Annotated in this window: 18 protein-coding genes and 2 pseudogenes; 2 read left to right on the top strand and 18 right to left on the bottom strand. The window is 34.4% G+C overall.

Features of this window, described 5'->3' with window-relative positions:
- Position 1: 1 nt before the first annotated feature.
- The 11 genes and pseudogenes from K5S59_RS12765 to K5S59_RS12720 all read right to left on the bottom strand — a co-directional run bounded on the left by K5S59_RS12765 (position 2) and on the right by K5S59_RS12720 (position 11,077).
- Positions 2-1,600: a sensor histidine kinase gene (locus tag K5S59_RS12765; RefSeq protein ID WP_098872499.1), complete on the bottom strand. Its 1,599-nt coding sequence runs from the start codon at positions 1,598-1,600 to the stop codon at positions 2-4.
- A gap of 78 nt (positions 1,601-1,678) precedes the next feature.
- Positions 1,679-2,497, bottom strand: a complete 819-nt coding sequence (locus K5S59_RS30695; RefSeq protein ID WP_438800483.1) for a methyl-accepting chemotaxis protein — start codon at positions 2,495-2,497, stop codon at positions 1,679-1,681.
- 120 nt (positions 2,498-2,617) lie between these two features.
- Positions 2,618-3,631 (bottom strand): annotated as a pseudogene (locus tag K5S59_RS30690) (HAMP domain-containing protein); the annotation flags it as partial.
- 277 nt (positions 3,632-3,908) lie between these two features.
- Positions 3,909-4,655, bottom strand: coding sequence for a C39 family peptidase (locus K5S59_RS12755; RefSeq protein ID WP_120449466.1), 747 nt, complete (start codon positions 4,653-4,655; stop codon positions 3,909-3,911).
- 13 nt (positions 4,656-4,668) lie between these two features.
- Positions 4,669-5,490, bottom strand: coding sequence for a hypothetical protein (locus K5S59_RS12750; protein WP_000728593.1), 822 nt, complete (start codon positions 5,488-5,490; stop codon positions 4,669-4,671).
- 207 nt (positions 5,491-5,697) lie between these two features.
- On the bottom strand, positions 5,698-6,948 hold the full coding sequence (locus tag K5S59_RS12745; protein WP_302476555.1) for a sensor histidine kinase: 1,251 nt from the start codon (positions 6,946-6,948) through the stop codon (positions 5,698-5,700).
- The gene (locus K5S59_RS12740) at positions 6,945-7,616 is read right to left on the bottom strand and encodes a response regulator transcription factor (RefSeq protein ID WP_001238625.1); all 672 of its coding nucleotides are present in this window, start codon (positions 7,614-7,616) and stop codon (positions 6,945-6,947) included. Before K5S59_RS12740 ends, K5S59_RS12745 begins: the two co-directional genes overlap by 4 nt.
- Positions 7,617-7,803: 187 nt before the next feature.
- Positions 7,804-8,508: a metallophosphoesterase family protein gene (locus tag K5S59_RS12735; RefSeq protein ID WP_000821981.1), complete on the bottom strand. Its 705-nt coding sequence runs from the start codon at positions 8,506-8,508 to the stop codon at positions 7,804-7,806.
- A 402-nt stretch (positions 8,509-8,910) separates the two neighbouring features.
- Complete coding sequence (locus tag K5S59_RS12730; RefSeq protein WP_000239627.1) at positions 8,911-9,747, bottom strand: ankyrin repeat domain-containing protein; 837 nt, start codon at positions 9,745-9,747, stop codon at positions 8,911-8,913.
- 440 nt (positions 9,748-10,187) lie between these two features.
- Positions 10,188-10,691: a nitrous oxide reductase accessory protein NosL gene (locus K5S59_RS12725; RefSeq protein ID WP_001259407.1), complete on the bottom strand. Its 504-nt coding sequence runs from the start codon at positions 10,689-10,691 to the stop codon at positions 10,188-10,190.
- Positions 10,692-10,822: 131 nt separating this feature from the next.
- Positions 10,823-11,077 carry a hypothetical protein gene (locus tag K5S59_RS12720; protein WP_000857649.1) on the bottom strand — a complete coding sequence of 85 codons (255 nt, stop codon included), beginning with the start codon at positions 11,075-11,077 and terminating at the stop codon, positions 10,823-10,825.
- Positions 11,078-11,330: 253 nt separating this feature from the next.
- On the opposite strand from K5S59_RS12720, the gene K5S59_RS12715 reads away from it, so the two are divergent.
- Positions 11,331-12,635, top strand: a complete 1,305-nt coding sequence (locus K5S59_RS12715; RefSeq protein ID WP_000880450.1) for a CitMHS family transporter — start codon at positions 11,331-11,333, stop codon at positions 12,633-12,635.
- 42 nt (positions 12,636-12,677) lie between these two features.
- Here K5S59_RS12715 and K5S59_RS12710 read toward each other — a convergent pair whose 3' ends face one another.
- The 7 genes and pseudogenes from K5S59_RS12710 to colA form a co-directional block, all read right to left on the bottom strand.
- Positions 12,678-13,370 (bottom strand): response regulator, encoded by a 693-nt coding sequence (locus K5S59_RS12710; protein WP_000503477.1) that lies wholly within the window; start codon positions 13,368-13,370, stop codon positions 12,678-12,680.
- The gene (locus tag K5S59_RS12705) at positions 13,370-14,980 is read right to left on the bottom strand and encodes an ATP-binding protein (RefSeq protein WP_098259359.1); all 1,611 of its coding nucleotides are present in this window, start codon (positions 14,978-14,980) and stop codon (positions 13,370-13,372) included. Before K5S59_RS12705 ends, K5S59_RS12710 begins: the two co-directional genes overlap by 1 nt.
- A 188-nt stretch (positions 14,981-15,168) precedes the next feature.
- Positions 15,169-16,029, bottom strand: a complete 861-nt coding sequence (locus tag K5S59_RS30685) for a methyl-accepting chemotaxis protein (RefSeq protein ID WP_375368719.1) — start codon at positions 16,027-16,029, stop codon at positions 15,169-15,171.
- 81 nt (positions 16,030-16,110) lie between these two features.
- Positions 16,111-17,145 (bottom strand): annotated as a pseudogene (locus K5S59_RS30680) (HAMP domain-containing protein); the annotation flags it as partial.
- Between the two features lie 244 nt (positions 17,146-17,389).
- Positions 17,390-18,964 carry a flotillin lipid rafts scaffold protein FloT gene (locus K5S59_RS12695; protein ID WP_000155003.1) on the bottom strand — a complete coding sequence of 525 codons (1,575 nt, stop codon included), beginning with the start codon at positions 18,962-18,964 and terminating at the stop codon, positions 17,390-17,392.
- A gap of 12 nt (positions 18,965-18,976) precedes the next feature.
- Positions 18,977-19,525 carry an NfeD family protein gene (locus tag K5S59_RS12690; protein ID WP_000242437.1) on the bottom strand — a complete coding sequence of 183 codons (549 nt, stop codon included), beginning with the start codon at positions 19,523-19,525 and terminating at the stop codon, positions 18,977-18,979.
- A gap of 246 nt (positions 19,526-19,771) precedes the next feature.
- Positions 19,772-22,669 carry a collagenase ColA gene (gene colA / locus K5S59_RS12685; protein ID WP_120449460.1) on the bottom strand — a complete coding sequence of 966 codons (2,898 nt, stop codon included), beginning with the start codon at positions 22,667-22,669 and terminating at the stop codon, positions 19,772-19,774.
- A 268-nt stretch (positions 22,670-22,937) separates the two neighbouring features.
- Here colA and opuD point away from each other — a divergent pair, with 268 nt between their 5' ends.
- Positions 22,938-24,488 (top strand): glycine betaine transporter OpuD, encoded by a 1,551-nt coding sequence (opuD, locus tag K5S59_RS12680; protein ID WP_098872504.1) that lies wholly within the window; start codon positions 22,938-22,940, stop codon positions 24,486-24,488.
- The last annotated feature ends 80 nt before the right edge of the window (positions 24,489-24,568 follow it).

Below are 24,568 nucleotides of genomic sequence, written 5' to 3'. Positions count from 1 at the left end.
TTTACCTCTCATCCCTACCTTTAGGTATTTCAATTGTTATCGTTGTTCCCTTTCCTACTAATGAATGCATATGAATTTCCCCATTTATTCGCTGTATACTTTCTTTTACAAGATACAAACCATAACCACGGTTATCTCCCTTTGTGGAATAACCTTTCGTAAATAATGCCCCTATTTCTTCTTCTTGTATACCTTTTCCCGTATCTTGTACTGTAATGGTTAATGTATCCCCATATTGTATCTCAACTTCAACTTGCTTCTTTTCACAATTCGTCACTGCCTCTAATGCATTATCAATTAAATTTCCGACAATCGTAATCAGTTCATGAGTAATACTTTCATCATCCATTTCCGGCATGTAAGAATCTTCACTTATGATTAATTTTATATTTTTCTCTCTAGCATAGCTAAGTTTCCCAAGTAAAAAACCAGCAAATACTGGACTTTTTATTCTTTTCATAACCCCACCAATTTCATATTGATGCTCTGATACCATACCACTTATATACTTCTGTAATTCTTCATACTGCTTCATGTGTGTAAGCCCTAATACGACATGCATTTTATTCATAAACTCATGCGATTGTGCCCGTAATGCTTCCGCATATAGTCTAATACCAGTTAATTCTTCTGCTAATTTTCTAATCTCTGTTTTATCACGAAATGTTGCAATCGCACCAACTATTTCTCCTTTTACATATAAAGGAACACGATTCGTCACAATCGTAATTCCATAAATATTTTGTTCTTCGTTTAATTGTACTTCTCCCGTTTGTAATACTTCTTTTATACGTGAATTAGGCATATACAACTCAACATCTTTACCAATAAAATCTTCTTCAAGACCACTTTTCTTAAACAATCGTTTTGCCTCATTATTTATTAAAGTTACATTGGCCTCTTTATCTACAGCAATAATACCTTCCTTTACAGATTGTAACATCGTATTTCTTTCTTCAAGAATTTTCGCTATCCTGTGAGGTTCAAGACCGAATAAACTTTTCTTTATATGTCTAGCTAACAATATTGCTCCTATCATTCCGACTAGTACTCCAACTCCGACACCAATATAAATGATATGTCTACTTTCCTTAACTCTCTCTTTTACATTATCTGCTGAAATACCAACGGCCACCGCTCCAAGTTGTTTACCTGTTTCAGAAAATACAGGTACAAACACTCGCATTGAAATACCTAAAGTTCCTTCTGCCAGCGATACATGTTCCTTTCCTTTCAATGCAGGCCCTTCATCTCCCCCAATAAAATGATGACCTATTTTTTGAGGATTTGGATGTGATTTTCTTATTCCATTCATATCCATAACTACAATAAATTGAACACCTGTGTTTTTTAATATTCTATTTGTATACGTTTGGATTGCAGAAGTATCTGCTTTCCCAGTCAAACCATCGATTACAATCGGATCATTCGCCACAATGTGTGCAATTGTTTTTGCTTTTTCTGCTTGGCTATCCTCCGTCGTCCGTTCTACATTATGACTAATTAATATATCTGTCACAAGTAAAGAAAAAATTACAACTGTACAAACTAACAATGTAATCGTTTTCCATAAATTCCATAGTCTTTTTCTTTTTTTCATCCCGTTAATGACTCCCCTAATTACTAAATAGAAAAATAAGTAAGGTGATATTATTTTCACCTTACTTATCTGCTGTTATTATACTTTAAATTTACTAGTCATCGCTTGTAGTTCTTCGGCCATCTCAGCTAAATTTTGCGAAGCTGAACTAATTTCTTCCATTGAATTCATTTGTTCTTCTGTTGAAGCAGCAACACTTTGCATACTAGCTGTATTTTCTTCTGCAGCCGCTGCAATTTCATCAATAGCATTTGTCACTTCATTTGCATCCCCAGCAATTCTCTTCGTTGTTTCTACCATTTGATTCACTTGAGAAACAATATGTGTAGTAGAACTTAAAATTTCCGTAAAACTTACTTTCGTTTTTGTTACAACATCAAGGCCTTGTTGAACTTCCCCATTCACATTATCCATCGCCTTAACTGTATGTTCAATATCAGCCTTAATTTCTGCAATTAAATTTGCAATCTCTCCAGATGATTCTCCTGATTGCTCCGCTAATTTTCTAACCTCATCTGCTACAATAGCAAACCCTCGGCCCTGTTCGCCTGCTCTTGCTGCTTCAATAGCCGCATTTAAAGCTAAAAGGTTCGTTTGAGTAGCGATATTTTGAATTGCTTCAGAAATAGCCCCTACCTGCTTTGATTTCTCATCAAGAAGTTTAATAATGGCATCTGACTCGGATACCGACCTAGAAATAGACTGCATTTGTTTTGCTGTCTGCTCAACCAATTCTTCCCCTTCTTCAGCTCTTTCTCTCGCATGCAATGAGGAGATAGAAATTGATTCTGCACTTCCAGTTACATCTTGAATTGCTGTATTTACTTGTTGTAATGTAGCCGCACCTTCTTCAACACCTTGACTTTGTGATTCAGCCCCACCTGATACTTGTTCCATTGCAATTGTAATTTGATCTGTCGCATCATTTGCTTGCTGTACGCTCGCTGTTAACTCTTCAGCCGATGCAGCGACATGTTCTGCTGAAAAACTAATTTGAGTAATCACATCTTGTAAAGAGGCAGACATTTCATTAAAGGAATTCCCTAATTTCCCTATGTCATCCTTGGAATGGATTGTAATTTTCTCTGTTAAATCTCCCTTACTAATTTTGTGTGCCGAGTCAGCTATTTTTCTTAATGGTCTTGTAATAGACTTTGTAATGAAATAAATTAATACACTACCAAATACAATAGCGATAGCAATAACAATAAAAGTCTTATAAAATACTGGATTCGCAGCTTGGTTAATTTCTTCATCAAACATAACTCCAACTACTTTCCAGCCCGTTTTCTCATTTGTTGCAAAGATTAAATTCTTTTTATCATCTTGTTCTGTATAAGACACATTTCCTTGTTTATCTTCATAAATTGGTTTAATCCAAGGATCAGTAACTTTTGCACCTGGTTTTCTAGATGGATGACTAACAATTTGCTTATTTTGATCTAAAAGAACTGCATAACCTTTTTCACCAATATTAATCATTTTGGAAATTTTCAAGATGTTATCTAGATTTAAGTTAATTCCTATAACACCTTTACCATCTTTTACTTCTTTAGCAATTGTCACTACCATATTTTTAGTAGATGCTGATTGATATGGTGAAGTAACAATTACTTTCCCTTTATTTTCATGCGCTTCTTTATACCAAGATCTATCTGTTGGATTATATCCATCAGCCATTTGGATAAATGGTTCTCTTATAAACTTTCCCGTCTGCGTTCCAATATAAATGCCTTCTACTTCTGGATGAAGTTTTATATATTGTGCTAACTTCGTTCTTACTATTTCTTCTTGCCCGTTTGCATATGTATCCTCTGTTAAGATATCTGCAAAGTATGCTGCATCAACAAATTTCTCTTCTATATTTTGAGAAATAACAGTATTTAAAATCGAAATGTTTTCCTTTGCTTTACCTGTGATTTGTTGTTCAAAATTTGTTTTGGCAGTTTGATATGAAACACCACCGATAATAAGTCCTGGTATAGTTAAAATAAGAAAAAATGAAATGATTAATTTCTTCTTGATACTCATACATTTAACCCAGTTAAATATTTTTTGCATAATAAGCCTCCTTTATGTAATGTGAATACTTGTGTAATTTTATACAATCGACATATATAAAACAATATATAATGATAACATGTAATTTTTTCGTCAATTATGCATTTTTACATATTCACTACTTCTAAAGATTTAATCATAAAAAACAAGAGAACTTCAGCTTATATAATAAGCTGAAGTTCTCTTATTTCTTAACAAAATACACCCACAAAAACTCCTCTTATAATTCCTTACATCCCTTTCCTTACTAATTGCTTTTCACATAACTAATCGCCTGACTCCCCATTTGCATCCATGCCTCTTCAAAACGATCTCTCGGTACTTTTACATCTAAACTTTCACTGAGAGGATCTCGAATATATACAAATTCTTCATCATATCCAATCAGTACTACACAATGTTCATTATACGTAATAGAAACATCTCCACTATTTGTCTCCCATGTAGTAAATTCATCTTTATCTAATGGCGCAAATGTTGCATTTGTAATCATAACTACCGGTTGTCTTGATTTTACACTTTTATAAAGTTCTTCTATATTCTTCCCTGTTAAGTCTATAGCTTTATTAGGTAAATACTTTTTTGCTAATTGAAAAAGTGGTTCATGATATACACCATATCCAGATTCAGAAAAAGTATAAACATTTCCTACAAATCCTTCATTCGGATTCCCTCTTACACCATCATCTAAAAAATTAACCTTTTTGATTTCACTTGCCAATTGCATCTTATCTACTGAAACACCTGCGTATTGTAATAGCATCGCTAAGCTCGTTACTTCGCATCCTCTATCTAGCTCTGGTAATTGCTGAATTAAAGGTACATTTGATAAGATAACCTTTTCATCATTCTTACTAAACTCCGCTTCTTTTCCGCCTTGTATATTGAAGAATGTTAACTTCTCTACATACTTTGTAATTCCATTTGTATATACATTCCATGCTACTATAGCTAGTAATACCATACATATATACCACTTCCATCTCCGTATCACTCTCACGCCCTTTTTAGTTCGTTAAATAAGAATAAAACGCGTCAGCATCCGTGCGAATCACCGGTACAAAATTTAGTTCTTTTCCTTTTTCAGGTTGATCTTTTTTTATTTTTTCGGCTAATTCTTGAACGTTCATATTCGTTTTATCCATATTAAGCTCATCTGCCATTTGTAATACTTTTTGCTCATTAATTTCTTTTAATACTTGATATATATCTTTACCATACAAATCAATATGATATTTTTTTGCTTCTTCCTGTACTTTTTGTTCATACACTTCTTGTGCTAACGTTTCTATCTCTTTTCCTTTTTGGGAAATACCTAACTTCCCTGCTTCCTCTCTTACTTTCGTTCCATAGATTTCTTCCTCAATGTCCTCTATTTCTTTTCCATTTGTCGAAATGCCTAATTTATCCGCTTCATCGTTAATTTTAATCGTATTAATTTGATTAATTAAATTTACAATCGTTGTATTCTCTATAGATATGCCTAGCTTTAACGCTTCTTGCTTTATTTTTGTTTCATAGATTTCTTCTGAAAGAGTTCCAACATCTTTTCCTTCAATCGAAATTCCTAACTGTTCTGCTTCCCTTCCTACTTCTGTTTCATGGATTTCTTTTTCTAGCGTGATTTGTTCTTTCCCTTCCGTTTCAATCCCTAAATTCTCTGCCTTTTCTTCTGTATGTACCGCATGTATCTTCCCATTGTTTAATTGTTCTTTGCTGCGTTGCTTGTAATCTGTCTTCCCTTTTGATGTTTCAGAAGGAGAGGCACCCCCTAATATACTTAAACTCATTACTCCAATAGTGAATACCGTCATCATTTTCTTTTTCAAAATTAATTCCTCCCTCTTACACTTTCTTTTACATCATTCCCTATACATAATCGAAATAACGTTATGATCGATATAATCTGCTCAAATACCTTTTTATAATCGCTTCTTCATACGGCGAACTTTCTGTATATCATACATGTTATAAATAGTTTCTTAACTTTCCCTTAAAAAAAAGACGACCTTGTAAAAACAAGATCGTCTTCTCACTTATATTCTTTGGTTTTTAGGGAAATTCACTTCAAAACAAGTACCCTCTCCCCATTTGCTATCTACTAATATTTTCCCATAATGCTTTTCTACAATCCAGTTCGCGATTGAAAGGCCTAATCCCGCGCCTTCTGACACACTTCTCGCTTTATCTCCTTGATAAAAACGATTAAATAGTTTTGGGATGTCCTCATCTTTTACTCCTATCCCATCATCTTTCACTCGTATACGAATCGAGCTGTTCGTTTGCGTACAATCGATTTGAATATGCCCACCTTCATTCGTATACTTCATCGCATTATCTAACAATATGACCATCATTTGATGGATTCGCTCTCTATCACCCATAAATGACATGCCATGCTCTACTTTCAATATCATCTCTTTTTCTTGATAGGAAGCAATCTCTTTATATGGATCTACTATTTCTTCTAACAATGTATCCATTTCAAATGTTTTCTTATCCATCTCAATTTGATTAGAATCCGAACGTGCTAACAATAATAAATTAGCTACAAGCTTAGATAACCTTCTACACTCCTTTGAAATCGTAGAAATATCCATCGCTTTTTCTTCTATCGTCGCAGATGGTGACTGAAATAATATGTCTGTTTTGGATTGAATAACTGCAAGTGGTGTCCTTAATTCATGCGATGCATCCGACACGAATTGTTGCTGTTTTTCCCATGAATTTTGAATGGGTACGAGTGCCCTGCCAGCTAAGAAAAAGCCGATTCCTATTGCAAATAAGCTTCCTACACTACAACCTATAACAAGAATTAAAAATAAAGTATTTAACATTTCTTCTTCAGCTGTTGTATCACGTACAATTTGAACTATTTTCCCATCTTCTTTAAACGCAAAGGTTCTAAAATATCGTCCTTGCACTTCAAGATCTTGCAAATCCCCTAACTTCTTTGGAAAAAACTGATCCAAATTCCCTTCAAAGCTAGAACGAAATTTATGGTTATCTCCCTCTATCTCTACTACTTTCCCATTCCAAGTTATTTTAGTTACCCGTGGATCTCCAATTTTAATGTTCTCCATACGTTTTCTTGGTAATATTTTAGCATCTAATTTTTTTCCAAACTGAGCCATCATTTTTATAGATTGATCCATTTCATTATAAATCCGCTTATATGTGTACGAATAAATGATACTACCTAATACGCCTATCAAAATGATAAATACTAACGAATTCAATATAGTCAATCGAATGCGTGTTTTCTGAAACATGCTTCCCTTTTTCATTGTTCTTTTAATATATATCCAATACCTCGAACAGTTTGAATATCTTTCTGATAACCGAATGGCTCTAATTTTTTACGTAAATGATGTACATACACTTCTACAATTGCTACTGTCGTATCTGAATCAAATCCCCAAACACGATCAAAAATTTGTTCACGCATTAAAATCTTCCCGCTATTTTGAACAAGGTATTCTAGAAGCTCATATTGTTTTAATGTTAGTTTAATACCTTGTCCATCTACTTGAATATCTTTATCTTTTCCGAACAGTTCAATCCCTTTATAGCGAATGGTCTGCTTTGTTGTTAGACTACCACTTCGTCGTAACAAAGCACGAATTCTCGCTTTTAATTCTGGAGCCTGAAACGGCTTAACGATATAGTCATCCCCACCAAAATCCAGCCCTTTCACTCGATCTTCTAGAGAGTCTCTCGCTGTCAAAAATAGGACTGGTGTTTCAATCTTTTCATCACGTATTTTTTGAATCACTTCAAAACCGTCCATTTCTGGCATCATCACATCAAGCAAAATGGCATCATATATATTTTGTAACGCTAGAAATAATCCATCTTCTCCATTCAATGCTGTATCTACTTCAAATTCATCGCGTAATATTTGGACAATAGACTCTAATAAAGAAGCATTATCTTCTACTACGAGTAAGCGCATATTCTCACCTTCCACCATATTATTCAATTCTATTTATAATTACATTTCTTCTCTTCATACCGAAAGAATGTAGTCACATTATGTAATTTCATTTTTAACTATTTCTTTTTGAATTTTTATTATAAAAGCTTTGTCTTAAATTTAGCTTAATAAAAAGTTGAAAGAAATAAGATTCCTCTTATCTCTTTCAACTTTTTACTACGTATACCTCTTTACTCGGCAATTCTAAACAATTTAGCTGGCCACCATATACAGCACCGCCATCAATTCCAATAATACGATTACTCCCAAAATATACTCCGCACTCCTCACTACCATGAAGCGTTTTTGTTTCCGTATGACCAAATACAACAACCTTTTCCCCACTATATCCATTATGAAATTCATTACGAATCCACATTAACGTGTATGGTTCAGATTCAGAAACTTGTTTCATTGGCTCAACACCAGCATGTACAAATATATACTCTTCTGTTTCAATGTAATGATCTAATTCTTGAATAAATTTTACATGTTCCTCTAAAACATGAGATTGTAAAATCGGTTTTTGGAAATCTCCCTCATTAACCACAATATCTTCTTCTACAAATCCATAACTATATAAAGTCTTATCTCCACCATTTCTTTTTACCCAATGGTTCCATGAACGTTCCTCATCAGTCGTTAACGCCTTAATCATCATATCTTCATGATTGCCCTTTAGAACAAGAGCGCCCTCTTCCTTTAACTCTTTTACCTTTTCAATTACTGCACGCGCATTTGGACCACGATCTACATAATCCCCTAATAAAATCAATTGATCTTGTCTCGCATCGTATTGAGCTTCTTCCAACAACTGTTCAAACTTTTCTATTTCTCCATGAATATCACTAATAACAAGAATTCTTTTCATATTATCCCTCCCCTTTCTAATTATAGTTCAAAACGTCAGAAAGTTACGAACTGTAATTCCGAATCACATTTATTACAAACTAAACTATTATCCTTACAACAATGTAAGTCTCTTGTCATCCAATTCGATAGTTGCAATTGCTATATTTCCTTATACTAAAAGTAAGAAATGAAACAAAAAACAAGGAGAGATGAGACATGAAAAAAGTGATGGAAGTTGTAGTAGCAGTGGCAGAGGTTTTCGTAAATGGCAAACAAGTTGCAATGGAATTAAACAAATAATGAAAAGGAAAAAATTCATTCTAGACCCTTTACTCATATAAAAGAGATAAGACTTCTTCATTTTTTTGATCCCTTATCTCCTTGTAAAGAAAACCGCATCCTAAAAAAGGATGCGGTTTTCTTATTCCACAGGTTGTGGTTGTGGCTGTACGACTTCATTCGCTCCAGCTACCCTCAACATATTTGCAATATCTTTAAAACCTCTTTTTCCAGCATATTGCAGTGGCGTAATATTTTCCTTATTGGCCATATTTACATCTGCCCCGTGGTCAATAAGCATTTGAATTACTTTCTTATGGCTTTCACTACCATTTCCTAATACGATTGCTTCTACTAAAGCTGTTCCACCACGAGCATTTCTATAATTCACATCAATATCCGTATGCTCTAATAACTCTTTTACGACCTCTACATGTCCACGTTCAGATGCAGAAATGAGTGCTGTTCCACCCGATTTAGTAAGTTCTTTCGTATTAACCCCTGCATTAATTAGTAGCTTTACAATGTCCGTATAACCTTCTCTACTTGCATAAAGAAATGGATTACTTTGTTTCTCATCTTTACTGTCAATATTAGCCCCCGCACCAATTAATGCTTTAACTGTCTCTACATGATTTTGATACGTTGCTGCAAGGATAGGCGTTTCTCCGTTGTCACCTTCTACGTTTATATTCGCTCCATCTTGAATCAGCTTCATAGCTGTTTCTGTGTCTCCAAGGGTCGCAGAAAGTAGCAACTGTTTGTCCATTAAATTTATACTTTTTTCTTCTTTAGGTTCTTCCTGTTCTTTATGCTTTTCTTTTTTCTTTTCGTTTTTCACATGAACCGGTTTCGATTCTGGCTCCTCTTGCTTATCGCAAGCCACTACCGTCATTAAAAGTCCTAATAACATACATAATAAAATTTTTTGTTTTCTCACAACTACAGCTCCTATGAAAGATAATGTTTTCTTAACCATTCCTCCATCACATACAATAACTCTTCTTGATTACATTTATCCATAAGCCCTTTATATTCCTTCTTTAATCGGATTATCTAAACTTATACCTAAATTTCTCAACCTATATTAGCGCAGCAATTAGTTTAGCACGATTTTACCGCATTTGTATACATTTCTACAAAGTACATAAAGTGAAACTTTAATCAGTGGGAGGGTTCACCCCACTGATTATTAGTTGAACCAATCGGGTATTTACGGGCTGTTGATCTCCCACCTAACTTCTTTGCTCCTGCCTAATTTTGAGGTGGGAGTTTTACTGCCCGTTAATACGGGGTAAATGATTGCTTTAGGTTACTATATTCCATTGTAACCGTTCTTCTAAAAATTTTACACCTTTTCTATATTTGCACCTGAGTAATAATAAAAAAAGACAACTATATAGTTGTCTTTTTTTATTATTAATGGTGCCCACCGTGATTTCCCGTTTTCGGTTTCCCCATCATCTCTTTATTCATTTCCCATTTATGCTCTGATAGCTCTTTATATGAAAGAACTTTCCCTTTATAGTTAGACACAAAATTCTCTGCATCCTTTTTATTTTCAAATGAAATGACATTATAAGCCATCGGTGTCGTTATTGTTTTATCATATACGTAAGTCGCATCTTCTAATGAAATCCACTCTTTCGAATCATAATCTCGAACAAATTTTTCTTTCGTCTTTTCACCTGGATTAATCTCCATCCATTTATACATACAACCGATATCATCAAACTTTAACGCTTTTCCATTTTCTAAAATGACTTCTGTTGCAAATTGATTATCCATTACCCCAATTTGGCAAATATCACATTTATCATGTTTCTCATCAATTGCCACAGCCTCTACTTGTTTCTTACCACATCCTACTATTGTAAAGACAAAAAACAAGCATATAGCAAGCATCACATACTTTGTTCTCATTTCATTTCCTCCCTAACCGTATCTTCCACTAGGAGAATATCAAAAACTTGTGTGAGATTTGTGAAAAAACAATGTTGTTTCTGTAATATATGGAACAAAAAAGATGTGTAGTCATATCTACACATCTCTCATCATTCACAACCTGTAATTAATAAATCATCTTCTAACTTAACTAATAATGTATCTGTATTAATTTGCTGTCCAACAACTACATTTACTAACCTTATATTTCCACTGATACCGATCGCAACTTTTTCAAGTTCACCGTTATTTTTTCGGATCATCATTAATTTTTCCCACTCATATACGTAAGAAGATTCTTTAACAAAAATCTCTTCTACTTTTCCTTCATAAGAACTATAAATCTCTTCCATTCTCGTTTTCATATAAAATCTACTCCCTATTTCACACTTCAATATTTTCATCTTATTCTACCATTCTTACGGAGAGCAGCTTACTTTTTAAAAATTCAAATTAACTCCCGTGAACAAAATGACCAAAATAAAAATTATGCTTCTAATGATGTTATTTTTCAAATTATTTACCATTTGAATGATTGATTTTATGATAAACAAAAAACATTTTATCTGAATTTTCATTACATTTTGAAAGCGCAATCATTTTCGAGGGGGAGATTACATGTTAGCACTACTTGGATTTGCGATGGTATTTGTCTTTATGTTTTTAATTATGACGAAACGTATGTCGGCACTAGTAGCATTAATATTAATTCCAATTACTTTCGCATTAATTGGCGGTTTTTATGCAAATATGGGACCTATGATGTTAGAAGGAATTCAAAAACTAGCGCCTACTGGTATTATGCTTATGTTTGCTATTTTGTATTTTGGAATTATGATTGATAGCGGTTTATTCGATCCTGTCATTAGTAGGATTTTGAAATTTGTAAAAGGAGATCCTTTAAAAATTGTTGTTGGTACAGCGATTCTTACTATTATCGTTTCATTAGATGGGGATGGAACAACAACGTATATGATTACTGTTTCTGCAATGTACCCACTATATAAACGCCTTGGAATGAATCCACTTATATTAGCTGGGGTTGTTATGTTAGGGGCAGGAGTAACAAATCTTACACCGTGGGGCGGACCGACGGCTCGGGTTATGAGTGCTCTTGGACTAGACGCATCAGAACTCTTTACACCACTTATACCAGGAATGATCGCTGGTGCAATTTGGATCGTTTTCGTTGCTTACTATCTTGGCAAAAAAGAAAGAAAACGTTTAGGCATTATGGATGTACAATATTTAAAACAAATGCAAACGATGGATGAGCAAGCTGCAACAGTAGAAGCTGCCGTTCATAAACGCCCTAAGCTTCTATGGATTAACTTTTTATTAACTGTTACCTTACTTGTCTGCCTTATACTAGAAGTTATGCCGTTACCTGTTTTATTTACAATTGCTTTCGCGATTGCTGTTATGCTTAACTATCCAAACTTAGAACAACAGAAAGAACGTATTGCTTCTCACGCGGGAAACGTATTAGCGGTTGTTTCTCTCGTATTTGCCGCTGGAATTTTCACCGGTATTCTATCCGGAACAAAAATGGTAGATGCAATGGCTCAAAGTGTAGTCACTCTTATACCAGACGCTCTTGGACCACAACTACCAATTATTACAGCTCTTCTTAGTATGCCGTTCACATTTTTCATGTCTAATGATGCATTTTACTTCGGAGTATTACCTATTTTAACGAAAGCTGCCGCTGCGTACGGAATTAGTGCAGCCGAAATGGGACGCGCTTCATTACTTGGTCAACCTGTTCACTTATTAAGTCCTCTTGTCGCATCCACTTATTTATTAGTTGGAATGGCCAAAGTTGATTTTGGTGAACATCAACGCTTTACTTTACTTTGGGCAGTTGGAACGACAATGGTGATGTTGATTACTGGAATTGTAATTGGGATTATTCCAATATAAAATAAAAAACAGTAGCGGACATATATCCGCTACTGTTTTTTATTATGAAGAAACAAGAAAATATCTTCTTTCTGGTCTCCCTACACTCCCATATATAAGCTCCGCATGAACTTTCTTTCCTGATATTAAATACTCTAAATAACGCCTCGCTGTTGACCTGCTTACTCCTACCATTGTACTTAACACTTCTGCCGTAATTCCTTCTTCATTCACTGTTAACATATGCTTTTTTATTTTTGCTAAAGTTAAGGGGTCTATCCCTTTCGGCGCATATTCTATTTCATTTCCCTTTACGCCTCTTTGAGACCATAAATGTTCTATTTGTTCTGTAGATAATTGATTATTTTTCTTCAACTGCACAATCTTTTTTTGATAACTTTCCAGACTCGCCTTAAATCGATCAAACATAAGCGGCTTTACGATATAATCTGTTACTCCGCCTCGTAAAGCGTGCCTCACTACATCTGTTTCCGATGCAGCTGTAATCATAATAATATCTGTATCATGTAAATTATGCCTAATATATGTGACAAGTTCCGTTCCTTGCATATCAGGTAAATACACGTCTAATAAAACGAGTTGCGGCTTCACAAGATCTAGCCATTCTTTCGCTTGTTCTCCAGTCGTCGCTGTTCCAATTACTTTAAATCCCTCAACTTTTTCAGTAAAACGACGATGAATATCCGCAATTCGAATATCATCTTCTACAATCAATACTTCAATCTCCTCACCCATTACAATTCGCCTCTCTCTTTTGGTAATGCGATAATAAATAATGCACCACCTAAATCCCCTTTTTCGATTGCAATACTTCCATTTAAATCTTCTACTAACTCTTTCACTTTTGCTAATCCATATCCTCGCTTCCCGCCCTCTTTCGTCGAAAAGCCTTTATAGAATATGCTAGTAATAACTTCATCATGAATTCCTTGTCCTGAATCTTCCACTTCAATTACTATTTCTTCGCCGATATCAGTTACAAACATTCTTACCTTCTTATCATTCTCTTCATTTCTTTCAATCGCTTCAAATGCATTCGTAATTAAATTCCCTAAAATAGAAACGACATAATTACTCTCAATGTGCGGGCTTAATTGGTCTAAGCTACTTTCTCGATCTAGCATAAAATCAATCTTCAACTCTCTTGCTCTATTATAGAATCCAATTAAAATCCCACCTAACCACGGATTTTGAATTCGCTTCATAATAAATTGAACAAAATCTTGATATACCGCTGTTTCCTTATGAATAAGCTCTAAAGCATCCTCATATGATTCTAACTGAATAAGACCTGAAAGCGTATACAACAAATTATTATATTCATGTGTTTGCGCTCGTAATGCCTCTGTATATTGCTTCGTCTGAGATAATTCTGCTGTTAATTGATCCATTTCAGATTTCAAACGTAAGCTCGATACAACGCCAGTTACTTTATTCTTTACTTTAATAGGTAGACGATTCGCGATCACAGCCTGCCCTTTTATATTTAATTGACGATCAAACTGTTCTTCACCAGTTTGAAATACATCTAGTATTGTTGAATTAGGAATTACATTTAAAATAAATTCTCCAATAATATTTCGTTGTTTATCTAGCGAAAGAATATCATAAGCCGCTTGATTGACTAAACTAATCATTCCATTTTGATCAATAACAATAATCCCTTCACGTACAGATTGAATCACTGTACTATGCTCTTCATATAAAGATGAAATTTCTTCTGGCTCCATCCCAAACATCATTCTTTTTATACTTCCCGCTAAATATATAGAGCCAATTATTCCAATTAAAAGACCGATTATTGTAATCCAAAATACACGCTTTCCATACACTTCTACGGCTCCATGAATATCATCCATTGAAAATCCAACAGACACCACGCCAATAATTTCATTTTCCTGATTACGGATTGGAACTTTGCCACGTAATGAAGGGCCTAATGATCCAGTTGCTCTCGAAACATATGATTTTCCTTCTAATAGAACCCCTTTGTTATCTCCACCAACCATTTCTTCTCCTATTTTATCTCGCTTAGGATGTGCATATCGAATCCCCTCTTTGTTTCCAACTACAATAAAATCAGCATCTGTATCAATTCGAATTTTTTCTGCAATTGGCTGAATAATAGAAGCTGGATCTTCTTTTTGAAAAGCTTCCGTTATTTCAGGTATAGCAGCAACTGTTTTCGCAACATGCAAAGCCCTTTTACCAATTTGCTCTTCTACCGTTTCAGACAATATGTAATAAAATAAATAACTTGTTAATAGAAGTACGACTAGAATAAGTGTACTAATTGTTATTGTAATTCTCGGTTGTAGTTTTAACTTTTTAAATTTCAAAACCATTCCCCTAACATAATTAAAGATAGAATTTAAAGAATTTACAGTCTTTTATAATTACACCTAATCATAACACGGGTACTCTATATTTCTTTATTTTTTATCTTCATAAAGCAAAACTTTAATCTCCCCACAAATAGCGGGATAAAAAAAGAAACGAAGTACAATTACTACCTCGTTTCTTAACATTGTTATTATACTTTAAACTTTCCAATCATCTCCTGTAATTCTTCTGCCATTTGCGATAAATGAACTGCTGCTGCATTGATTTCATCTACTGAAGCTAGTTGTTCTTCTGAAGAACCAGCAATATTTTGAACGCTTGCTGCATTTTCTTCAATCGTAGCTGCAATTTCATTAATAGATGCACTAACTTGTTTTGCATCTACTGTCATTTGTTTCGCTACTTCTACCATACTATCAATTTGTACAACTGTATCATCTGTAGACTTCAATATTTCAGCAAAGCTTTGCTTCGTTTCATTTGCAACTACAAGTCCTGATTGTACTTCTGTTCCAACTTGCTTCATAGAACTTACTGTCTCTTTTATGTCAAATTGTATTTCTTTTACTAGTTTTCCAATTTCCGTAGAAGACTGTCCTGATTGTTCTGCTAACTTTCGCACTTCATCTGCTACAATTGCAAATCCTCTTCCTTGCTCTCCAGCTCTCGCAGCCTCAATTGCAGCATTTAATGCTAGTAAATTTGTCTGCTCTGCAATATGTTGAATCACCTCAAGGATTGCTCCAATTTGTTTCGATTTATCATCTAACAACACAATCACTTTATCAGATTGTGAAACAGACTCATGGATTAATTGCATTTGATTCACAGTTTGTTCAACTAACTTCCCACCATCTTCAGCCTTTTTCTTCGTATACATAGATGCTGTGGATACTAATGAAGAACTATCTGCAACACGCTGAATTCCTTCTGTAACTTCTTCTAATAATGTTGCGCCTTCTTCAACTTCTTTCGTTTGTATTTCCGCTCCACTCGACACTTGCTCTATCGCTTGTGTAATTTGTTCCGTCGCTTCACTCGTCTGCTTCATACTAGCTGTTAATTCTTCTGAAGATGCCGCTACATGACTTGCTGAAGTATTTATATTAGAAATGACCTTCTGTAATGATGCTGCCATCTCGTTAAAACTTTCTCCTAGCTGTCCAATTTCATCCCTAGAATGAACTGTAATGGATTCTGTTAAATCGCCTTCACTAATTTTTTTCGATGATATAACAAGTTGTTTTAACGGATTAATAATAGAAGCAATGATGAAGTAAATTAAAATCCCACCAATTATTAATGAAATACCAATAACAGTTATCGTTTTATAGAAAATAGGTTCCGCTGCTTCAATAATTTCTTTTGAAGGCATAATTCCTGCTATTTTCCATCCAGTTATCTTATTTGTTTTAAAAGTGATATGGCGCTCTTCACCATCTAATATGAAATTAAAATCACCTATTTCTTGTTTATACAACTTTTTTTCAAGCTTCTCTTCTACCTTATCCCCTGGCTTCATCGTTGGATGCGCTACTACATTTTTATCTTGATCAAAAATTGCTACATATCCACTTTTACCGATATTAACCATCTTCGAAGTGTTTACGATATCATTAATAATTAAATCAATACCGAGAACACCGCTCTTATCCTCATTTTGTTTTGCTATTGTAATAACAATATTTCCTGTCGTTTTTGATTTATATGGAGCTGTAATAATTACTTCTCCACTTTTTTTCGCTGCCTCTTTATACCAATCTCTTTCTGTAGGATTATATCCTTCTGGCATTTGAATAGACGGTGATTGAATAAACTGCCCATTGCTGGTTCCAGTATAGATGGCTTCCAGTTCTGGATGTAACTTATTATATTCTTCTAGTTTATTTTGGATATTTTGTATTTGATCCGCTTGGTAACTTGTTTGTGTGAATAACTTCGTAAAATAAACTGCATCTACTTTTTTACTATCCAATTCTTTATTAATTACATTATCCAAAATTTTTATATTGTCTTTCGCCGATTGTGAAATCGTTTCATTAAAATTTGTCTTCGCTTGCTGATAAGACGTCCAACCAATTACAATACTTGGAAGAATTAAAATAATAACAAATGATACAAGTAACTTTGCTTTTAAGCTACTACTCCTTAACTTTCCTTGAAACATGTTTCTACCCCTCCATACCGTTTTAAATGTAATGGTCTTACATTTATTTCTTTATATAAATCATACGATTAAAATGTATCAATGTGACTCTCTATATCTTTCTCTATTGAAGAGTTGATACATACCTTTTTCATTCTATATAATTTATATAATTAAAACAATATATAAAAATGTATATTGTTCGAAATATTATAATTCACAGAAGAACCTCTAGTATCTCACTTACTAGAGGTTCCTCACTTTGCTATTCTTTATCTTTTGCTACTTCTTTTTTCTCATCTTCTACTACAGATACAACAGGTTTATCGTTTGATAATTGTTGTACTGCTCCTTTTCCAGCAAATCCTTCTAATAACTCTTTTAAGTCAATGCCAGAAGAAGCTTTTAATGTTTCTTGCATCGTTGCCATTAAATCAGTCGCATAACCTGCAACTTTTCCGGCGCCGCTATTTTTACCACCGCCGCCTGTATCGACAACTGTAATTTTATCAATGTTGCTAAGTGGGCTTGCAACTTCCTTCGCATAACTTGGAAGCATGTTAAGAACCATATCCATAATTGCCGCTTGGCCATATAACTCAAATGCCTCTGCAATTTTTTGCTTCGCTTCTGCTTCTGCTAAACCTTTTAACCTAATAACATCTGCTTCCGCTGTACCTTGTGCTTTTTGTACTTCTGCTTTTGCTTGACCTTGCGCTTTTTCGATTTCCGCTTTCGCTAAACCTTCTACACGTACTTCTTCTGCGCGAGCTCTCGCTTCAGCTTCAATCTTATATTGATCCGCATCTGCCTTTTTAATTTGCTTTACTTTTTCTGCTTCCGCTGATTGCTCAACAGCATAGCGATCTGCATCTGCTTTTTTCTTTACTTCTGCATCGTATTGCTTTTCACGACGCGCAATCTCTTTTTCTTCTAATTCAATTTGTTTCTCACGCTCAATGATTTTAACGCGCATTTGCTCTTCTGTAACACCTTGTTGCGCTTTAGCTTGTTGTAATTCGTAAGAAAGATCCGCATCTGCGCGAGCTTGTTCTTGCTCTCTCTTATAAGATTGTACTTTTAACTCTTTATGTTTTTCAGCTTCAGCGATTTGGGCATCACGTTGGTATTCAGCTTCTTTCGCTTCTTTCTCAGCACGAGCTTTTTCAATACGAGCTTCTTTTTCACGCTCTGCATTCGCAATTGTTGCATCACGCTTAACTGTCGCAATTTGCGGCTGACCAAGTGCATCTAAGTAACCGTTCTTATCCATGATTTCTTTAATTGTAAAGGAAACGATGCGAAGACCCATTTTCTTTAAATCTGTAGAAGCTACTTCATGTACCTTTTGAGCAAATTGCTCTCTATTACTATATGCATCTTCTACTGTCATAGAAGATAAGATAGCACGTAGATGCCCTTCTAAAACCTCTTTTGCTTCTATTTTCAACTCTTCTGTTTCTTTTCCTAAATATTGTTCAGCTGCTGTAGAAACTTCTTCAATGGTAGATCCTACTTTAATAATAGAAACACCGTTTACTGTAATCGGTACACCTTGTTTCGTATACGTATCACGTGTTCCCACTTCTAATTTGTAGTTTAATAGACTTAAAGGCTCTGCTCTTTGCATAATCGGAACTACGAAAGTACCGCCACCACGAATAATCTTAATCTTCTTTCCATCATCAGTGGTAACTACATTTTTCCCGCCGCCAAGCCAGTTTCCAGTAACAATTAATGCTTCATCTGGTCCAACTGTTCGATACTTTGTAATGAATACTAAAATGAGTAGAATTAATATTGCGAGTAATACTCCACCGATAATTAATGGAATCGTCATGTAAATTCCCCCTTATAATTTTGGTTTCTTTAAAGAATAAGCGATGTTCTGTACAAGCAAAACACCATCTTGGACTCCCTCGATAATAACTTCAGTTCCTTGTGAAATATCTTTCTTCCCAACTGTTTTAGCTAGGATTGCATTGTTTCCAAATTGGGAGGAAATTAATACTTCACCAAACCCTTCTGTAGGAATAGTCGTAATGACCTCTCCCTTACAACCGATGAATTCATCCATACGCTGCACTGTGTTTTGTTCTGCTTCTGCAATCGGCTTTAAAATTAATATTTTCATTATGAATACACCAATAAAGGATATAGCACATGCAGCCCCGAAAATAAGAATGCTATTAAAGGAAAATAAATATTCTCCTATATAACTAAGTCCACATAACATAGCGAAAAAACTAAGTAATAAAGTAACAACGGATACCGATCCGCCTCCAAAACTAAATATGGATTCAAATATATCTCCAAAAAAGATATAAATCACAGTGAGTATAGTAGCAATAATAAATCCATATAAATAAATTGTTTCAAGTGGATAACCAAACAAAACCATTTCTTATCCCCCTCTCTTAAACAATCCCTTTTTTGTTATGTGTATGCCCCACCTCTTCCAAAGATTATTGTTCTTAATTTTCAGTTATTTACCCTTTAAAGAAAAGCCTGTAAGACAGGCCTCTAAAAAAGAACAGGAGAAACCTATTGTGACAGGCTCCTCCTAGTAAATAACCGATATATTATATATCTATATAATATACTATTTTCCACAAAAAGTAAAGTTAAACATACATTGGAAAAGCGCTTATTTAACTGATAATTCATACGTTCCATCGCCATTATCATATTTATATACATACAAATAATACTTACCTGGTTTTGCATTACATTTTGCCTCTATATGATTTCCATTAGCTTGACCGTAAGCGGCATAATTTTTCATATCTGATTCATGGTGAAGCACCCATGTCATCCCGATTCCATACTCATTTAAAACAGAAATATCGATATTTTTCGTTGATGCTACATTAAATGTATAAACATCGGTGTGATCTCCGCCAATAAGGCTACCTTTTATAGTAGTGTTTAGCCCGATACGATTTGCTTCCTCTGGACGATTATTTGGTTCTGATTCTGTTAAACTTCCATCTTTAATCGTAACAGTGGTTTCGTTTCTGCTCTCTTTACCTTTATCATCTTTTACTCTTAACGCTACTTTATAAATGCCTTCTCTTTCATATGCATGTATTGGATTAACTTCTGCACTTGTGCTGCCATCTCCAAATTCCCATAAATAAGAAACAATTTTTCCATCTTCATCATTTGAGCCATCACTTTTAAATTGAATTCCTTCTTTTACAAGCCCATTATAAGGTCCATTTATATTAACCGTTGGAGCTTTATTTTCTCCATCATCTTTTGCGATACCGTGGAAGACTACATCATATTCAAATTCATTTGAACTATTCACACGATAATTGACGAAGTATGCTGTAACAGTTTTGTAGCCGCTCCATTCTTTTTGCGCCAGTTGTTCTAGTGCTTCATTTACTTTCTTACTCATTGCATTCCAATCTTCTGACTCACCTTTTGTTACACTACCTGTATACGTACCTTCTAATGTAAATGTATTAAAGAATTGTGAGCTATGTTTTGTCATTTTTGTATCTTTCATAGGCAACGTATTACTAATTTCTTTCTCTACTGCTGCTAACGATTTTTGTGTATGTTCAGCTAAATAATCATTTGCTACTTCCGGCACATTATATTTATCTTGATTATCAATTAGCTGCTGCATATAATCTTGATACTCTTTATTTAGTTTAGAATCTTTACTTAGCTCTTCACGATATACATCATAATTTTTCACGTCATTCGCTCGAATTAAATCTTGAATTTTATCAAACGTTTCAAATTGATGCGTATATAAATAAGACTGCAATGCGAACGAGTAATTATAGAAATCCCAAGAACCATATTTAGCAAATAATGTGCGCTCTGCTGTATAACGGCTTGCAGGATCAGATGATAGTCCACTAATGATGCTCTTTCTTGGTACTACATTATTTGTACGAGTAGAACCTGCAAAAAACTCAGCATTCCCTTCTTGGAACCAAGTTAATCTCTCATTTTGATACATATCTCCTCTTCCAAATAAACCTGGCACTTCAAATCTGCCTTGAAGATAATGAGTAAACTCATGACGGAATAATTCTTCTAAACTATAAATGCTTTGTTCTGGCGTGCGCTCATATGTAAAGAATGTTCCTGTTTCTTCAATATAAATTCCACCGTTGTTTGTTTCATATCCATACAGTTGTCTATTTAACTGATACTCCTCTGGACTGTTATAAATCACTATCGTTAATACATCATCTGCATTGCCTGGCTCTAACGCTTTGTCATTTCCAATTACACGATGATACTGCGCTTTTACTTCCTTTGCAGCCCAGTATAGTCTCTTAATTTTTTCTTCTGATACTTTATCTCCTGTTTTAAATACGATAGATCCATCGTCGAATGTGTACGTTTTTGGTAAGTACTGCTCTTTTCCTTCTTTACGTATTTTCTCTAAATCTACTGCATTGCCGCTATAATCTTTCCCATTATAATTTGTTGTAATTTGTTCTACTGCAACAAAATATGGCTCACTTAAACGCGGGTACATATGCATTGCTTGTGTAACAACTTCTAATCCTTTACTTGGATTACTATGAAACTTCCCTAAACGGCTAGCGAAATAAATTCCATTATTAACGAGCCATTTATTTTCTGGCGTTACTTCATTTAAAAGAGCGATACGATTTATTTCATTAATAAACCCATCTACTTTCCCATACCACATCGTTTCATTCGCTTCTTTACGAGCCTCAATTAAGTACGATTGCATATCATAATCAATACCTTGCATAAGATCGTATACAGCTTGTCCTTTCATACGATCGTCTACATACGTACGAAGATTATCATTGTATTGTTTTAAAATATTAGCTGCGTATTGAACCGTTTCTACATCACTTGAAGCATTGCTGATTAATTTACCATATGCAGATACGACTGAATCTTGCTCATATGTACCTAGCTTAAAGTTTGGATTTGTTGCGATTGCTTTTAAAGCAGGTAAACATTTATCCTGGAAGCTTCTCTCATTTAAATCGCTTAATTCATTATTGTAAAATGCAAGATAAAAAGCTGAACGTAACACTTCCGTAAACGTTTGAATTCCTTTTGAATCATCTTTCGTAAATGTACTACCTCGATGAGCTAATTCATCTATAACCACTTGCATTTTTCCTTTGTCTTTATAAAAAGCCTTTGCATCTTCATTGAATTGGAATAAGTCTGTAATTTGATTCCACTTAATACTTCCTAGTGTTTCAACTAATTCTTGATCATTCATTTTATTTAAATCAGCCATTGAATAGCTTTCTTTCATTTGCTTTACTTCTGAGCTCTTCATAATAGATGCTGGTCGCTGTGAAAAGTCTCCTACTTGTAACCGTTCTTGAAATGATAATGTTTCATCAACTTTTGAAATATGTCCAACTTCATCTACGGGCTTTTCAATTCCAACCGGTTTTGTTTTCAACACATTATAAGGTACTTTTTCTTCTGCAGATGCATGAGTTTGAAGTGCCCCTAACGATAAAGCCATTGTACTAATACTAAGCATCACTTTATTGATTTTTGATTTCTTGTTCATATCCTTGCCCCCTATTCAAATATTCCATTCACGAATTTAACATAAAATCTGGATACAACAATATAAAATGCAATATTTCATATTATTTCTCCCCATATTTTGTACATATCGTGAACAATTTTCTCTTTATCTAGCCGCCAATAGTTATGAATCTATAGCGATTAAACAGTCCTTTTACACATGTTAAAAAAAGAATTTTTTGACAATTAATATTTTAATTGTTATGATTAATATAATTGTTAACTTTATTAAACAAAGGTGGGATTCTATGATAAAAAAAGAGAACAGTGTATTTTATATCTCCATCTTGCTAACAACGTTATTCATCATATGGGGAATTACCCCGGCAAGTTGGATACAAGGCTATGATTTACAAAGTGTTACATCTTCCTTAAATTCATTTATCCTCAATAAATTTGGATGGTTTTACTCTCTACTTATGACCGCAATGATTATTTTAGCCACTTATTTAGCATTTTCTAAGTACGGTTCTATTCGTCTTGGTAAAGATGGAGAAAAACCACAATATAGTTATCCATCTTGGCTATCCATGTTGTTTGGAGCAGGAATGGGAATTGGACTCCTCTTTTATGGAATTGCTGAACCGATTTCACATTTTACAGATCCATTAACAGGAAAAGCAGGTACAGAGGAAAGCGCCAAGCTTGCTATGCAATATTCATTTTTCCACTGGGGTCTCTTTCCATGGTCACTATACGCAATGGTTGCTTTAACAATTGCATATTTCACATTCCGCAAACAAAAAGGTAGCACAATTGGAGCTACAGTTACTCCATTATTTAATCGATCGAAAAATTCTCCTATCGGAAAAACAGTCGATATTTTAGCTGTTTTAGCCACAGTATTCGGTATTGTGCCATCTGTTGGGATTGGTGCTCAACAAATCGCCGGAGGATTAAGCTATTTATTCCCTTCTATTCATAACACTTTACTTACACAGCTCATACTTATCGCTATCTTCGCTGTTTTATATTTAACAAGCGCACAAACTGGCTTAGATCGTGGGATTAAATATTTGAGTAACTTAAATTTCTCTCTTGCAGGTATTTTACTCGTCTCCTTTTTACTTTTAGGACCAACTGTATTTATTATGAAATATTTCACATCTACACTCGGTTCTTATATCGGAGCTTTACCTAGTATGGGATTAAATTTAGGAGCATTTAATGAAAAATCCTCTTCTTGGATTGAAAACTGGACTATTTTCTATTGGGGATGGTGGATCTCCTGGTCTCCATTCGTCGGTACATTCATCGCTCGTATTTCTAAAGGGCGCACAATAAAAGAATTTATTGTTGGAGTTGTATTAGTCCCAACTCTTATCTGTACATTTTGGTTTGCAGTATTTGGCGGTACTGCTATCCATATGGAAATGTTCCAATCGCTTGGGATAGCTGATGAAATCGCAAAAAATGGTACAGAGATTGGATTATTTGCTGTTATTTCACACCTACCATTCTCTACATTTTTAACGGTTATTGGGTTAATTTTAGTATCCACATTTTTCGTTACTTCAGCCGACTCGGCAACGTTTGTTGTTTCGATGCAAACGAGTAACGGAAGCTTATCACCGAAAAATAGTTTAAAACTTATATGGGGATTAACAATCGCGATAATTGCAGCTATTTTATTACAAGCTGGAGGATTAAATGCACTGCAAATTGCAGCTATAATCGCAGCACTACCATTTTCTATCGTAGTCGTCCTTATGGTTACTTCACTCTTTAAAGAGCTGCGAAAAGAAGATGTTAATTTGCAAACGAAAGAAGTTCCGCAAAAAATAAAAAAGGTTATGTAATGATTAGCACTCCTTATACAAGAAGAATTCGGCCCTCAAATTAATTCTGAATCTGTTATTACTGAAGGCGGCAAAGTAAA

It is taken from the genome of Bacillus sp. BML-BC051, from assembly GCF_019656175.1.
Lineage (GTDB): Bacteria > Bacillota > Bacilli > Bacillales > Bacillaceae_G > Bacillus_A > Bacillus_A mobilis.
Note: the sequence above shows the minus strand (reverse complement) of the source record. Positions and strands in the feature narration are given on the sequence as shown.

What these genes read in the sequence shown, in the direction of transcription:
- K5S59_RS12740 (WP_001238625.1), bottom strand. Translation starts at nt 7,616, where the DNA reads ATGCGCTTACTCGTAGTAGAAGATAATGCTTCTTTATTAGAGTCTATT.
- opuD (WP_098872504.1), top strand. Translation starts at nt 22,938, where the DNA reads ATGATAAAAAAAGAGAACAGTGTATTTTATATCTCCATCTTGCTAACA.
- K5S59_RS12705 (WP_098259359.1), bottom strand. Translation starts at nt 14,980, where the DNA reads ATGGTTTTGAAATTTAAAAAGTTAAAACTACAACCGAGAATTACAATA.
- K5S59_RS12720 (WP_000857649.1), bottom strand. Translation starts at nt 11,077, where the DNA reads ATGAAAACGAGAATGGAAGAGATTTATAGTTCTTATGAAGGAAAAGTA.
- K5S59_RS30695 (WP_438800483.1), bottom strand. Translation starts at nt 2,497, where the DNA reads ATGGAACAAGTATCAGGTGGGGCTGAATCACAAAGTCAAGGTGTTGAA.
- K5S59_RS12715 (WP_000880450.1), top strand. Translation starts at nt 11,331, where the DNA reads ATGTTAGCACTACTTGGATTTGCGATGGTATTTGTCTTTATGTTTTTA.
- colA (WP_120449460.1), bottom strand. Translation starts at nt 22,669, where the DNA reads ATGAACAAGAAATCAAAAATCAATAAAGTGATGCTTAGTATTAGTACA.
- K5S59_RS12735 (WP_000821981.1), bottom strand. Translation starts at nt 8,508, where the DNA reads ATGAAAAGAATTCTTGTTATTAGTGATATTCATGGAGAAATAGAAAAG.
- K5S59_RS12765 (WP_098872499.1), bottom strand. Translation starts at nt 1,600, where the DNA reads ATGAAAAAAAGAAAAAGACTATGGAATTTATGGAAAACGATTACATTG.
- K5S59_RS30685 (WP_375368719.1), bottom strand. Translation starts at nt 16,029, where the DNA reads ATGAAGCAGACGAGTGAAGCGACGGAACAAATTACACAAGCGATAGAG.
- K5S59_RS12690 (WP_000242437.1), bottom strand. Translation starts at nt 19,525, where the DNA reads ATGGTTTTGTTTGGTTATCCACTTGAAACAATTTATTTATATGGATTT.
- K5S59_RS12725 (WP_001259407.1), bottom strand. Translation starts at nt 10,691, where the DNA reads ATGAGAACAAAGTATGTGATGCTTGCTATATGCTTGTTTTTTGTCTTT.
- K5S59_RS12695 (WP_000155003.1), bottom strand. Translation starts at nt 18,964, where the DNA reads ATGACGATTCCATTAATTATCGGTGGAGTATTACTCGCAATATTAATT.
- K5S59_RS12730 (WP_000239627.1), bottom strand. Translation starts at nt 9,747, where the DNA reads ATGGTTAAGAAAACATTATCTTTCATAGGAGCTGTAGTTGTGAGAAAA.
- K5S59_RS12710 (WP_000503477.1), bottom strand. Translation starts at nt 13,370, where the DNA reads ATGGGTGAGGAGATTGAAGTATTGATTGTAGAAGATGATATTCGAATT.
- K5S59_RS12745 (WP_302476555.1), bottom strand. Translation starts at nt 6,948, where the DNA reads ATGAAAAAGGGAAGCATGTTTCAGAAAACACGCATTCGATTGACTATA.